This window comes from Campylobacter concisus, assembly GCF_003048445.1.
In the GTDB taxonomy this organism is placed as follows: Bacteria; Campylobacterota; Campylobacteria; order Campylobacterales; family Campylobacteraceae; genus Campylobacter_A; species Campylobacter_A concisus_BF.
Genome location: NZ_PIQW01000015.1, coordinates 41,694 through 55,402, shown reverse-complemented (window position 1 = coordinate 55,402; position 13,709 = coordinate 41,694). Strand labels below are relative to the sequence as shown.

The 13,709-nt window shown below is 41.0% G+C and carries 9 protein-coding genes; 4 read left to right on the top strand and 5 right to left on the bottom strand.

Translation table 11 applies throughout. The features are described from left to right. Nucleotides 1-384: 384 nt before the first annotated feature. Nucleotides 385-1,101 carry a basic amino acid ABC transporter substrate-binding protein gene (locus CVT14_RS09495; RefSeq protein ID WP_021090100.1) on the top strand — a complete coding sequence of 239 codons (717 nt, stop codon included), beginning with the start codon at nucleotides 385-387 and terminating at the stop codon, nucleotides 1,099-1,101. A 100-nt stretch (nucleotides 1,102-1,201) separates the two neighbouring features. After that, nucleotides 1,202-3,940: a M16 family metallopeptidase gene (locus CVT14_RS09490; RefSeq protein WP_107850199.1), complete on the top strand. Its 2,739-nt coding sequence runs from the start codon at nucleotides 1,202-1,204 to the stop codon at nucleotides 3,938-3,940. A gap of 129 nt (nucleotides 3,941-4,069) precedes the next feature. On the opposite strand, the gene CVT14_RS09485 is transcribed toward CVT14_RS09490, so the two are convergent. The 3 genes from CVT14_RS09485 to CVT14_RS09475 are packed head-to-tail and all read right to left on the bottom strand — an operon-like array spanning nucleotide 4,070 to nucleotide 5,571. Beyond that, entirely contained in the window at nucleotides 4,070-4,972 is a 903-nt protein-coding gene (locus tag CVT14_RS09485; RefSeq protein WP_107850198.1) for a hypothetical protein, read from the bottom strand. Between the two features lie 51 nt (nucleotides 4,973-5,023). Next, a complete protein-coding gene (locus CVT14_RS09480) occupies nucleotides 5,024-5,245 on the bottom strand; it encodes a nicotinate phosphoribosyltransferase (protein WP_087581498.1) in 222 nt (73 codons plus the stop codon). 32 nt (nucleotides 5,246-5,277) lie between these two features. Next, entirely contained in the window at nucleotides 5,278-5,571 is a 294-nt protein-coding gene (locus tag CVT14_RS09475) for a putative quinol monooxygenase (protein WP_021084216.1), read from the bottom strand. 161 nt (nucleotides 5,572-5,732) lie between these two features. Here CVT14_RS09475 and CVT14_RS09470 point away from each other — a divergent pair, with 161 nt between their 5' ends. Both CVT14_RS09470 and CVT14_RS09465 read left to right on the top strand, forming a co-directional pair. Continuing rightward, nucleotides 5,733-8,186, top strand: coding sequence for a molybdopterin-dependent oxidoreductase (locus CVT14_RS09470; protein ID WP_107850197.1), 2,454 nt, complete (start codon nucleotides 5,733-5,735; stop codon nucleotides 8,184-8,186). Between the two features lie 88 nt (nucleotides 8,187-8,274). After that, nucleotides 8,275-9,381 carry a D-TA family PLP-dependent enzyme gene (locus tag CVT14_RS09465; protein ID WP_021090084.1) on the top strand — a complete coding sequence of 369 codons (1,107 nt, stop codon included), beginning with the start codon at nucleotides 8,275-8,277 and terminating at the stop codon, nucleotides 9,379-9,381. Nucleotides 9,382-9,699: 318 nt separating this feature from the next. Here CVT14_RS09465 and CVT14_RS09460 read toward each other — a convergent pair whose 3' ends face one another. After that, the gene (locus tag CVT14_RS09460; protein WP_107850196.1) at nucleotides 9,700-11,532 is read right to left on the bottom strand and encodes a dynamin family protein; all 1,833 of its coding nucleotides are present in this window, start codon (nucleotides 11,530-11,532) and stop codon (nucleotides 9,700-9,702) included. Further along, entirely contained in the window at nucleotides 11,525-13,606 is a 2,082-nt protein-coding gene (locus tag CVT14_RS09455; protein WP_021090087.1) for a dynamin family protein, read from the bottom strand. The genes CVT14_RS09460 and CVT14_RS09455 overlap by 8 nt, the downstream gene beginning before the upstream one ends. Nucleotides 13,607-13,709: the final 103 nt, after the last annotated feature.

The following is a 13,709-nucleotide window of genomic DNA, read 5'->3' as shown; positions in this document are numbered from 1 at the left end:
TGCAAACCAAGCAAACGAAGTAACATCAGAAGTAGATGAGATGGCTAAAGCCATAGTTGAAGAGGTTAGGAAGAAGAAATTCTAGCTTTTTTATCCAAAGGGGGACAAGGGGACTCGAGTTACGAGGCCGTCCCCTTATCTCCCTTTTTAAATCCCCTAATCCCCTCGCACGTTAGAAGTGGCATGCCTCAGTGCTTTGCACTGCATGCGGTTTATATTCAGATAATTTTTAAGCTAATTTTAAAATTTGATTGAAATCTTTCTAGTATATTTACCTATACACTTTACAAGCTTGTGTAAATTTCTGTCATTGCGCTAAATTTAAACAAATTTTAATAGATAAATGCCGATAATTAGGGCTTTAAATCACCTTAAAGGATAGACATGAAAAAGATCTTTGCTCTTTTACTGACAGCTTTTGTTGCTCTTTGTGCAAACGAGCTAAAATTTGGTACAGCGGCAAACTACCCGCCATTTGAATACATCGATGAAAACAACAAAATAACAGGCTTTGACATCGACTTGATAGACGAAATTTCAAAGCGTGCTGGCTTTTCATACAAGATCATAAATATGAGCTTTGATGGCCTTATCCCAGCGCTTAAAGCTGGCAAGATAAATGGCATCATAAGTGCGATGAGCGCGACTCCTGATAGACTAAAGTCGATTGATTTCACAAAGCCATACTACCTAACTGAAAACATCTACCTAAAGAAAAAAGGCAACGACGCTTTAAAAGCTAAAGAAGAGCTAGCTGGCAAAAAAATAGGCGTGCAACAAGGCACCATCCAAGAGCTAGCTGCAAATGCGATAAATGGCGCAAAAGTGGTGCCTTCAGAAGATACTGTGCCGCTCATCATGGGTCTAAAAGTTGGCAAATTTGACGCGGTCATCCTTGATAGCTCGATTGGCTATGGCTTTATCAAGAAAAACCCTGAAGTAGAGGCATTTTTCAAAGAGGTTGATGGTAGCGAGGGCTTTTCAATAGCTTTTGACAAAAACAAAGAGAGCGAGCTTATCGCTAAGATAAATCAAATTTTAGATGAGATGAAAAAAGACGGCAGCTACGACGCACTGCTTAAAAAATACGAACTAAAATAACACCTCCCAACTAGCCTGCAAATTTAGCAGGCTAGCTTTATTTTGCATTTTAAAATTTATACTAAAATCCGCTTTTAGATAGAAATTTAAAGGACGGATTATGAGAAAAATTCTGCTACTTTTGTGCTTAGCACTTAGCCTCTTTGCCTTGCAAAATGACAAAGATATGCTAAGTGGCGAGCTAAAAAACGGGCTTAAATACTACATAAAAGAGAATAAACTCCCGCAAAATACAGCCATCTTTTACCTAGTCGTAAACTCAGGCTCGACTGATGAGAAAGACGGCGAGCAGGGGCTTGCGCACTTTTTGGAGCACATGGCGTTTAATGGCAGCCGTGACTTTAGCAAAAATGAGCTCATTAAACAGCTTGAGAGCCTTGGGGTCAAATTTGGCGCTGATCTAAACGCGCAAACAAGCTACGATCAGACGAGCTACACGCTAAGCATAAGTGTAAATGAGAAAAATTTAAAGGATGTTTTTAAGGTCTTTTCAAACTGGATCGATGGCGTAAAGATCGACGCAGGCGAGCTTGATAAGGAGCGAGGCGTCATAATGGAGGAGGAGCGCCAGCGAAACACGCCAGCATATAGGCTCTATCTTGCCCAGAGTAAGGACATCTTTGCTGGCAGCATCTATCAAAAAAGGGTGCCTATAGGCGATATGAACGTGATAAAAAGCGTAGATGCTAAGCACATGCAAGAGTTTTACGAGAGGCTCTATCAGCCAAGATTTATGAGCTTTGTGGCAGTTGGCGACTTTGATAAAAACGAGATAAAAGCTCTGATAGAGAAAAACTTTAGCGCAGCAAAAAACAGCAACTCATACGTTCATCCAGACAAAAGCATCGCTTTTAAAGATGGGCTAAATGTCTTTAACTACGACGCAAATGAGACGGCGGCTCAGTTTGTAAGACTTAGCTTTTTTGATAAATTTAAGCCAGTTTCAGATGAGGCTGATGTGAAGCGAAATTTAAAAGATGCGCTAATAGCTAGCCTTATAAATATGCTTTATGAGCAAAAAAATGCAAATAATTCATCAAATTTAAGCGTTGATTTTATGGCGCAAACGCTTCAAGCAAAGCAAAAAATTTATAGCTTTGAGGCAAATGTGATCGGAGATGATTTTAACGCTAGCCTTAAAGATATGTTAAGCGTTTTAAAGGGCATTGAGAAATTTGGCTTTAATAAAGGCGATTTTAGTGATGTGAAAAAGGCATTTGTGGCAAACGTAGAGGCTAAATTTAAACGCTCAAAAACTAAAAAATCAAGCGTTTATGCAAGCGAAATTTTAAATATGATCGAAAATGGAGGCTTTGTGCTAAGCGATGAAGATAGCAAAAACCTTAGCCTAAAGCTCTTAAACGAGATCACGCTAGAGGATGTTAATGCGAGATTTAGGCAAATTTTAGCCATACCTGATGAGCGCGTGAGGGTCTTTAGCAAAGATGGCTTTAAGCTTAGCAAAGAGGCCTTTTTGAAGCTAAAAGATGAGGCAAAACCTTACGATACAAATTTAGCTAACCAGAGCCTAAATAAGAGCCTTGGCAATGAAAATTTAGAGCCAAAAGATATCCTTTCTAAAGAATTTGACCAAAAGCATGGCATCTACACTTATAAGCTGCCAAATGGCTCACAAGTCATTTTTAAGCCACTAGCCACCAAAAAAGATAGCATCTTGTTTGCAGCCATTAGCAAGGGCGGCACTTCAGATCTAGCTGATCCTAAGCTTGGCGGCTTTGCGGTTGCGCTTACAAATGAAAGTGGCGTTGGCAAATTTAACAACTACGAGCTTTCAAAGGTGCTAAACGACAAGATAGTAAGCTACGAAAAGAGCATAGAGGCGCTTACACAGGGCATTTACGGCTCTTCAAGCAGTGGTGATCTTGGCTCACTGCTAGCTGTTATAAATTTAGAGTTTAGCTCTCCAAGAGCCGATGCAAACGTGCTTGAGAGGATAAAACAAAGAGCAAAAGATGAGTTATCTAAAGAGCAAAATTTGCCTGAATATAAATTTAGCACCGAATTTAGCAAGTTTTTTTACGAAAACAACAAGCGTGTAGCGCCCATTGAGATGGCTCAGATCGACGCGCTAAAGCTAAATGAGCTAAAAGCAATCATCAAAGATAAATTTACAAACGCAGCCTCATACACCTTCGTAATCATCGGCGACACCGACGAGGAGAGGCTTTTGCCACTTGTTAAAAAGTATATCGCCACCTTGCCTAAGCTTGGCGAGGCTGAAAATTTTAAAGATGATGGCGTGCGAAGTATCAAGGGAGAGCACACCTTTAAAAGGGAGTATCAGACCTCAAAAAGAAGCGATGTGAGCGTGGATATAATAAATTTAGATACAAAATATAGCTTTAAAGAGGTGGTCAAGCTAAGGGCGCTAAGCTCGGTCTTAAAAACAGCACTTCGAGAAAAGATAAGAGAGGAGAAAGGGCAGACATACGGCTTTAGCCTAAACGCCAAGCTCTCACGCTATCCGTATGAGCACTCAAAGGCGGTGATCGGCTTTACTTGCGACCCTGCAAACACGGACAAGATCATCGCCGAGATAAAGGAGATAATAGCTAGCATCAAGCGCGGTGGCGCGCTCTTGCCAAAACATTTGGAGGATTTTAAGGCGCAGAGTGAAATTTCTATAAAAAAAGACTATGAAAAGCCTGAGTTTTGGCAAAATCTCATCATCTCAAATAAAATTTTTAACACGCCACTTTACACGGCTGATGAGTATATAGATGCGGTCAAAGCGCTCACGAATGACGACATCAAAGAGGCTGCTAGGCTATATCTTGATGAGAAAAATATGGTGATAAGTATAAATAATCCAAAGTAGAAATTTTGGTAGGTCAGGCTGGTTCTTTAAATTTAAATATGAATAAATTTAGAGGGCAAGACCAGCCTCCAAAATTTAAGCAAAATAAATTTAGCGCGCCAAGCCAGCCCCAAAATTTAAACCCTAAAGCTAAGCCAGTATATCCTTTGGCTTTAGCTTGTTTAGCTTTTGCACTAGATCATCAAAGCTTGCGCCATTTTCGACCTCGCGCCTGATAAATTCTTCAAAAAATTCGCGTTTTATATCCTTATCCGTGTAGGTCACGCTCTTTTTGGTAACTTGCATAGGCTTAAATTTCTCTTCTTCTATCTCTTCATCGCCATCTTCTCTAACTGGCACAAGCGCGATATTTTGCAGCACATCAGCGATATTTTCGCCCTTTTCATAGCTTGTTTTTAGAAATTTCAAAAACTCATCTTTGCTGTTTTTATCAGCGTAGCTTACACGCTGCGCCATCGCTTGACCTAAGATCTCTATGCGCTTCTTAGCCGATGTTTGCTCGTATTGCAAAGCCCCGTCTTTAAAAGAAATTTTCACATTTGCATGCTCGCCAAGTATCCTTTCGGCGGTAAATTCCAGCCATTTGTCTTTAAATTCATCTATGCTTAGATCAGAGTCTAGCAAATTTCTAGCTTCACGGCTTAGATGAAGTACGCCATTTTCGTGATTGATTAGAGCGCCAAGAGTATTGGTGACATTAGTAGATATTTTGTAGGTTTTGTTAAACTCATCTACGCTAAAGCCATTTTTCTCGCTAGTGAGAATAGAATTTAACCTCCAAAGCTTCGTGCTATCAACGAAATTTTTAAGGCTAGCGACTTCATCTTTGCCCATAGAGCTATCAAGCCCGTTCATCTTGCCCCAGATAGAAATTTTATCATTTGACGAGTAACCAGAGAGCGATAGATGCTTGAAGTCTAGGGTATTGGGAGAAATTTTTACTTTGCCTAAATTTGCGATAGTCGTTGGCTGCTTATTAAAAGCGTCTTTATAGTTAAAGCTTTGATTAAGTCCATTTAGCGCAGTTATCATGTCAAATCCTTTAACACTATATCGGCAAATAAATTTAAATTTTAAGTTGGATTATTTTTTATTGCGGTATTTTTCGAAAATGGCGATCATCTGGTGCGAGTCTTGCGCGACTTTGAGCTTGTTTGGGTTTTTGCTAAGCAGCTCTTCTCTTAGAGCGTCGATGAACTCCTTATCCTTTTTGCAGGCTTCAAGGCTCACACGTCCTCTAAGTATAGCCATAAATATAACATCGGCAGTCGCGTTTATCATCTCAAGCATCTTTTCTTCGCTCATTTTTCTAATTTTTGTCCTTTTTTAAGCAAATATTATTCCTTTACGCTTACAAAATTTATTATTTTCACCTCTTGGCTCTCTTTGCAAGCCTCCAGTGCAGCTGCGTTTTTCACCATATGAGCGCTCTTCATGTGCTCTTTTTGGCTCTCTAAATTTTCCCAGCTCTCCATAAAGCAGTATTCGCTTTTAGAGCCCGCAACTACGCCACACTCGTAGCTTATGCAGCCTTTATCTTTTCTTGAAGCTGGTACGATCTCTTTTAAAATTTCTTCAAATTTCGCCTCACATCCAGCTTTTAACTTTACATTTACATAAAATCCTACCATTTGTCTATCCTTTAATATTTTTTGGCTAAAATAACGCAATTTAGACGCAAGTTTGCGTATTACATTACAAGGCCTTTTCATGACTAGATGATACAAAATACTAAATTTATAACTCATAAAACCAACCAAAAACAGTAAATTTAACCAAAATCGGAGAAAAAATGAAAAGACGAGACTTTTTGAGACTTGGTGCCTTAAGCGCAGCAAGCCTTCAAGCAAAAGAGCTTGACGGAGCAGCTCAGGCGCTTTTTGACAAGCAAAGCGGGCTAAGTGCGAACAAATTTGGCCCATTTTATGTAAAAACTATCGCAGGACGCGTTGTAGAGACTGAGCCATTTGAGGGCGATGCGTGCCCAAATGAGCTAAACAACGCACTTCTTGATCACATCCAAAACGAAAGCCGTGTAAAATTTCCATTTGTTAGAAAGAGCTTTTTGGCTGACCCAAACAACCCAAAGCCAGAGCTTCGTGGCAAAGAGGAATTTGTGCGCGTTAGCTGGGATGAGGCGATAAAACTAAGTGCGAAAATTTTAAAAGAAAATTTTGATAAATACGGCGCTGAAGCGATCTACGGACAGGTTTATCAGTGGGGTAGCCTTGGCAAAGTTGGCCACAGCCAAAAGACCGCAAAGAGGCTACTCAACGTGCTTGGCGGCTATGTAAATGAGCTTGGTGGCTACTCATACGGCGCAGCGACTGTCATCATGCCTCACATCACAGGCTCGATCGACCCAACGCTCGCGCCAACAAAGTGGGAGGCTATCTTAAAAAATGCCAAAACGATCGTATTTTGGGGCACAAACCCAGTCGTTTCAAACAAGATCGCCATTGGCGTGCCGCTTCACAACTCATATAAATACTACGATGAGATCAGAAAAAAAGGCGAGAGCGGCGAGATGAAAATTTATAGCGTCGATGTTTATCACAACGAAAGCGCAAGATATTTTGGCGCAAAGTACCTTGAAGTCGTGCCTTGCACCGATACGGCGATGATGATAGGTATGTGTAACTACCTTTTTGAAAAGGGGCTTTACAGCAAAGAATTTATAGAAAAATACACCGTTGGCTTTGATAAATTTAAAGAGTATATGCTTGGCACAAAAGACGGGGTCAATAAAAACCTAACTTGGGCAAGCAAAATTTGTGGCGTGAGTGAGCAAGAGCTGGCGAAATTTAGCGAAGATCTAGCTAAAAACGACTCAGTCATAGTTAGTGGCTACGCCATCCAAAGGCAAGATCACGGCGAGATGGCCTACTGGGCGCTAGTGACGCTAAATGCGATGCTTGGACACATCGGCAAAGAGGGTTGTGGCTTTGTCACAAATGACGGCATGCACAAAAACGCTGATGAAAGCTTCATAGCGCCTAAACTAGCGGCTTTTGAGACGAAGGTGCCACAAAAATTCATTGATAGCGGGCTGGTGCCAAAGACTAAGGGCTATGAGCTGCCAAACTCAAGGCTCATAGACGCGCTTTTAAGCCCTGGCAAGGAGATAACTAGAAATGGCAAGAGCTACAAGCTACCAAAGATCAGAGTGATGTTTAACGCCAATGGCTCGACATTTACAAGGCATCCAGAGACAAATAGAGCGATAAAAGCGATGCAAAAAGTGCAAGCGATCATCACTTGCGAGCCATTTTGGACGAGCACGGCTAAATTTAGCGACATCGTCCTGCCAGCTGCGCTTGAGTGCGAGCGAACGGACATCGAGATGGCAAACTCAACTAGCGAATATCTCTTTGCTATTAAGCCGCTTGTCACACCATTTGGCGAGAGTAAAAGCGACTTCGAGATCGCAAGGCTCATCGCAAAAGAGTGGGGAAGAGAAGAGGCATTTAGCGAGGGCAAAAGCGAGCTAGAATGGGTCAAAGAAATTTACGAAGATGCCGTTAAAAAGGCTGCTGGGCTTGGGTATGAGAGCATGCCAAGCTTTGATGAGTTTTGGCAGAAGGGATATTTTAGATTTGACAAGGTCGATGAGAAAAAACGCTACTTTACAAACTACAAGAAATTCCGTGACGACCCAGTGGCAAATCCGCTAAAAACGCCATCTGGTAAGATAGAAATTTACTCTGAAACGGTCGCTGGCTTTGGCTATGATGACTGCCCACCGCATGCGACGTGGCTTGAGCCCTTTGAGTGGCTGGGCGCAAAAAATAAAAAATACCCTATCGCCATCAGCGGCGCGCACTCTAAATTTAGACTTCACTCGCAGCTAAATAACTCTGTGCTTCGCCATTTTAATGAGATCGCAGAGCGCGAGCCAGTGCTCATAAACCCAAAAACAGCCGAGGCTAGAGGGATAAAAATGGGCGATGTGGTGAAAATTTACAACGACAGGGGCGAAATTTTGTGCGGTGCATTTGTGACCGAGGATGTGCCACAAAACGTCGTCATAGTGAGCGAGGGCGCTTGGTACGACCCAGATGTGCCAGGCGAGAAGAGCCTTTGCTTGCACGGAAATTTAAACGTGCTCACAAAAGACGTGCCATCAAGCAAGATGAGCCAGAGCAACACCGCTCACACGAGCCTTGTAGAGGTCGAGAAATTTAAGGGCACGCCAAAACGTGTCAGGGCGTTTGACGCACCAAAGATCGGCGCAAGAAAGGCCTAAAAGTAACACTTTGAAAATTTAAAGTGCTAAAAGCTATCCTTTTTTAAATAATTAGAGTTAAAATCTAAGAAAAAAGAAAGGATAGCTCATGAAAATCACTGAAATAGACACTCCAGCACTGCTCATAGATAGGGAGATAGTGCTAAAAAACTTAGATAAAATGCAAAAATATGCTGATAAATTTAACGTAAGCTTAAGACCACATACCAAAACGCACAAGATGCCATACTTTGCAAAACTGCAAGTAGAGTGCGGCGCAAAGGGCATCACGGTTGCAAAGGTAGGCGAAGCTGAAGTGATGGCAAAAGAGGGGCTAAGCGACATCTTCATCGCAAATGAGATCGTCACAAGGCAGAAATTTGCTCGCATCATAGCTCTTGTAAGATCTGGCACAAAAGTGAGCTTTGGCGTCGATAGCGTGGGCGTTTTAAGGCTTATTGATGAGGTATTTGGCGAGGCTGGCGAGATAGCTAGGCTACTTGTCGAGATAGAGGTTGGCGAAAATCGCTCAGGCGTCATAGAAGAGGGCGATTTTAGAGCTTTGATGGGCGCTTTTAAAGAGTGCAAAAACGCGGAATTTTGTGGCGTTTTCTCGCATGATGGTCACTCGTACAAGGCAAAAGATAAGCGCGAGTGCGAGCAAATTTTTAGGGTGGCAACCAAGAGAACGCTAAAATTTGCTGAAATCGCGCGTGAGTTTGGATATGAAAATTTCACCGTTAGCATCGGCTCGACGCCCTCACTCATAAACGACTTTGAGATACCAAAAGGCGTTACGGAGCTTCGCCCTGGCACATATATATTTATGGATGCGTCGCAGGCAAATGCTTATGGCAGCTTTGATATGAACGCTGCTAGCGTGCTTAGCGTCGTGATCTCAAGGCCGACTGCGACCCGCACGATCCTTGATGCTGGGGCAAAGGCGCTAACCAAAGAGAGGCGCAGCGAGGGCTTTTGCACGACGCCTGGCATGGGGCTCATCGCGGAGCATGAAGTGTGGATAGATAGTCTATTTGACGAGCATGCGATCATCTTAAACGAGAAATTTGCAAAAAGCGTGCGTGTGGGCGATCTCGTGCGCATCTATCCAAACCACATCTGTCCGGTGGTAAATTTGTATGACTACGCCTATCTCGTAAGCGGCGATGAGGTCTGCGAAAAGGTACCAGTTTTAGCAAGAGGTAAGATAGAGTAAGTAAATTTAGTTGATGTATCTGCGCATGCAGTGCGATAGCACCATTGCATGCACCTCTAACGTCGTAGGGGTTGGGGGATTGTTAAGGGGGAAGGGAGCTCTTTTGCTTCGCAGGCTCGCAACTGCAAGCAGACCGTAATTCAAGTCCCATTGTCTCCCTTCTTATAAATTTATATCTCAAATCAAATTTTAAAATTCCATTCAATCCTAAGAATTGACTACTAAAATTTGGCTTCGCTAAACGCTTAGCTCAAATTTTAGAGCCGAAATTACTCGTTTATGAAATTTTAAAATTTGGTAGACAGTCACTTAGCGTGGTTAATTTAACACCACCGAACTCTCTTGCAGTTTTTCTAGCTTTAAAATTTGCTCTTTTGGCTTTGCCTTTAGGCGCTCAAGCATCGCTATTTTTTGGGCGTAAATTTCATTAAATTCGGTCTTTATATCAAGCAAAGTTTTATTTAAAAAAGAGTTATTTGAGCACATAAGATCGTCAAATTCATAAAGGCTAAAGGCATTTAGCATGCGCTCATAAACCTCTTTTGCGCTTGGGATGTAGAGTGGCGTGCCCATTTGCAGGTGCGAATTTAGCGAGTTTTCGATCTTTTGCTTTAGAAAATAAACCGCAAGTTTAAGCGCATTTTCGTAGTTTGACGCAACCTTTACGTCAAGCTTTTCAAAAAAGAGCGAAATCTTTTGCGTCGCCTTAAATTTGGCATTTTCATACTCTCTTAAGAAATTCTCATAGGTCCTGCCAGCGTAGGTGTTTATCGATTTTGTCTCGTAGTTTGAGGCAAACTCATCAAGTGGATTAAAGCTCTCATAGCGAGATTTATAAACGAAAAGCTCATCTTCTAAGCTTTTATAAAGCTCGTCAAAAGCCGATAAGATCTCATTTTCAAGCTCTTTTAGATCCCTTTTGTAGCGTTTAAAAAATTTAGAAAAGACGACGTCTTCATAGATGAGCTTTGAAAAGACCTCGTCCGTGTCAAGGCTTATCATCTCAAAGTTTTCGCGCTTATAAATTTCTTTTTTTAAAAGCGTCTTTGTTTGGTTAAATTTTGTCCTAGAAAATGGCTTAAGCAGCTTAAAAACTTCATCGCTTGCAAGCTTTATGGCCTCGCTTATATCGCTGTATCGCAGGGCGATTTTAGGCTTAAACTCCTCTTTTATCGCCTCTAGTTTTTCTTCAAGCGTGGCATTAAATTTATCCAAAATTTCATCAGCTGCGCTATAAACTTTTAGGCGATTTTCTTGCTCAGCGATTAAAAAATTTACTATCTTTTTCGCCCTTGCTTTTATGAAATTTTCTTTAAAGCTCGCGTTTAAAAACGCCTCTTTTACCGCACTTAGTGCTTTAGCGAAATTTGAGCTTTCTAGCTCGCTCTTGTTTTCATTTGTGATGCCAAGGAGTGCTTGCTTTGACGAGATGGCGATGATATCGTCAAAAAGCTCGCCATAAGTTTGCCTAGCGTGCTTTAGCAAGCTTTCAAGCTCGTCCTCGCTTAGCTTATCCTTTTGGTTGATGAAGCAAAGCGCCTTTAGATCGTTTGTCTTTAAAATTTCTTCTACACTTTCAAGCTCGCTAGCCTTTGCTGCGTTATTTGCAAGGCTTAGCCAGATCGCGCCACAGACCTTTTTTAGCGTGTTTTTGGTCTCTTTTGTGTCGGCATCTCTTAGCGAGTTTAGACCTGGCGTGTCGATGAAATTTACCTCTTTTAAAATTTCACTTGGCGCATAAAGTGTCATGCTTTTTATCTGCTCGCTCATGGCATTTAGCTCTGCAAGCTCGCTGCTAGCTAGCAAGCTCTCGCTGCCATTTGTAAATTTCACGCTAAGAAGCGGCATTTTTGCAAATTTTAGCCGCACAGCCTTTGCCGTGACAGGCGTTAGACCTGATGGCAAGATGTTTTGTCCAAGCAAAGCGTTTAAAAATGTTGATTTGCCACTTGAAAACTGACCGATGACGGCGATGAGAGGCGGCTCATTTAGCGTGTCGATTAGTAAATTTAGGCTCTCTTTTATCTCATCGCTTGCGTGCAGACTTGGATCATTTAGCTCATTTACTAGCCTTGCTAGCTCGCCTTTAAAGTCGCTTGTAAAAACCTTAAAATATCTCGCCTTATAGGCATTTATGAACTCATTAAACATTTTCTAGCTCCCCTAAAAGCGAGCAAATTTCATCTTGCAAGGCGTTTTGCTCTTTTAGTTTTAAAAGTGAGTTTTGATTTTGCGAGCTAAGCTTTTCTAGCTCACGATCTAGCTCTTTTAGTCTCCTATCAAGCGTGGCTTTTTGAGTGCTTTCATAAGTTTTTATGAGATTTAAAAGGCGATTTTTTTCATGATCAGTTAAAATTTCACAAAATTGAGAGATATTTTTATCTTTTAGCAAGCCCTCTTTTAAGCTTAAAAGTGCTTCATTTGCGTCATTTGAAATTTTCGCTCTAAATGCAGCTAAAAGCTCCTTAAATTCAAGCTTTACGCCCATTTGCTCTAAAAAGTCATTGATGTTAAAAACCTCTTCTTTGCTAATCACATAATCATCAAAATTTAAAGCGATATTTTGCTCGCACGATCTTGTTTGCACCAAAGTCTCGTTTCTAGCCTCTCTCATAAGTGCCATCACACCGTCACGAAGCGTAGTTTTTGCGATTTGCTCTAGGCGTTCTAAATTTAAGCTTTGCTTTTTGCTTTTGCAGTAGGCTATTTCACTTTTTACCTTGTCGTTTAGGTTTTGTAAAAGCGTCTCAAGCCCCATTTTATAGATGTTTTTGGTGTTGCTACTTTCAAGTTTTGCAAGCTCATTTTGAGTTAGACTTTCAAGTTTAGAGAAATTTTCACTAAGTGCGTTTTTAACGCTTGCCTGCTCATTTTGAAGCTTTTTAAGCTCCACTTCATAAGCTTTGAGCGACAAAATTTCAGCCTTAGTGGCTTCAAGCTTGCTATTTAGGATATTTTTTAGCTCCTTTTGATACGAGCTTAAGATAAGGGCTGATTTTTTAGAGTTTTTGCCAAAGAGCACCTCGTAAAGATAGTCTTTAAACTCCTCTACGCCGCTATTTACAGCGCCTTCTAAGTAGCTTTTTGCACTAAGCGCAAAATAATCAATCTCCACCCCATTTATCTGCTCGCCGATCGCTTTTTTAGTGTAGTTTAGCGTCTCATTTAGCTCTTTAGCACTTAGCTCATCAGCGTGTGTTAGCACCACAGCAAGCCTTACGATATGCGAGTTTTCAAGGCATTTTTTCAAAAAGAGCGCATCCTTTTGCGTGGCACTTTGTGAGGCGTTCATGAGGTGAGCTAAAAGGTCGCACTCTCTCATAAAATTTGTAGTGATCTGCTCTCTTAAAACCACCGCATCATCGATGCCTGGCGTATCTATGATGCAGACGTTGTCCTTTAAAAGCTCCAAATCGTCATAAAGCTCGACACTTTTTACGAGATTTGCTGTTTTTGAGCTTGAAGAGGTGTAGTTTTTTATCTCGTCTATGCCGATATCTACGCTTTTGCTTGGTAAATTTTCACTTGGTATGTCAAGTGCTAAAAGTTCATCAATGCTATAAAAATTTACCCTCGCAAAGCTATCTTTGGAGTATTTTAAAATGGTTAAATTTATCGTTTCTGGCACGTTTGAAGCGCCAAGGACGGATTTGTTTAAAAGGGCGTTTAAAAGGGTTGATTTGCCAGAGTTTATGACGCCGCTTGCAGCTATGTTAAAAAGCGTTTCGTTAGATCTTTTTTTGGCTGCCATAAGCGCCTCTAAAAAAGTTTTTTCGTTATCAAGCAAGCTTGCTTTTTCGTTTATCTCATTTAAAAAGTCTAGATTTTTATGGAAGTGATCTTTTGGCTTGGTGTGAGAAATTTTAGCCTCATTAGCGCCTTTGTTTTTGCTTATGATCTTTTCTAAAAAGGCAAATTTCTCATCATCTATGATCTTTTCATCACGCAATATTTCTAGGTATTTTACTATCTCATCACTTGAAATTTTAGCCTCATTTAGCGCTTTAAGAGTCGCAAGCTGCGCACTTTGTATGCTAAATATATCTAGCTCAACCTTAAGCCTTTTTAGCACCGCTCTAAACTCATCAAGCGCCATAAACTGATCTAAATTTCTCTCGTCGCAAACTAAAAGAAGAGCTAGCAGATCTGGGTAAAATGGCACGCTAGCAGCAGCATTTGTATAAATTTTATTTGCACGCCAAGCCTGTTTTAAAAACTCATCCATAAAGACTCTTTTTGTTGATATTTTAGGATTTTATTAAATTTTTACTTATGAAGGTATCAAAAAATGAGGATGGCGCTCAAGCAAAAGTATATAAGAGAACTTC

What these genes read in the sequence shown, in the direction of transcription:
- CVT14_RS09475 (WP_021084216.1), bottom strand. Translation starts at nt 5,571, where the DNA reads ATGGTAGGATTTTATGTAAATGTAAAGTTAAAAGCTGGATGTGAGGCG.
- CVT14_RS09490 (WP_107850199.1), top strand. Translation starts at nt 1,202, where the DNA reads ATGAGAAAAATTCTGCTACTTTTGTGCTTAGCACTTAGCCTCTTTGCC.
- CVT14_RS09455 (WP_021090087.1), bottom strand. Translation starts at nt 13,606, where the DNA reads ATGGATGAGTTTTTAAAACAGGCTTGGCGTGCAAATAAAATTTATACA.
- CVT14_RS09465 (WP_021090084.1), top strand. Translation starts at nt 8,275, where the DNA reads ATGAAAATCACTGAAATAGACACTCCAGCACTGCTCATAGATAGGGAG.
- CVT14_RS09495 (WP_021090100.1), top strand. Translation starts at nt 385, where the DNA reads ATGAAAAAGATCTTTGCTCTTTTACTGACAGCTTTTGTTGCTCTTTGT.
- CVT14_RS09485 (WP_107850198.1), bottom strand. Translation starts at nt 4,972, where the DNA reads ATGATAACTGCGCTAAATGGACTTAATCAAAGCTTTAACTATAAAGAC.
- CVT14_RS09480 (WP_087581498.1), bottom strand. Translation starts at nt 5,245, where the DNA reads ATGAGCGAAGAAAAGATGCTTGAGATGATAAACGCGACTGCCGATGTT.
- CVT14_RS09470 (WP_107850197.1), top strand. Translation starts at nt 5,733, where the DNA reads ATGAAAAGACGAGACTTTTTGAGACTTGGTGCCTTAAGCGCAGCAAGC.
- CVT14_RS09460 (WP_107850196.1), bottom strand. Translation starts at nt 11,532, where the DNA reads ATGTTTAATGAGTTCATAAATGCCTATAAGGCGAGATATTTTAAGGTT.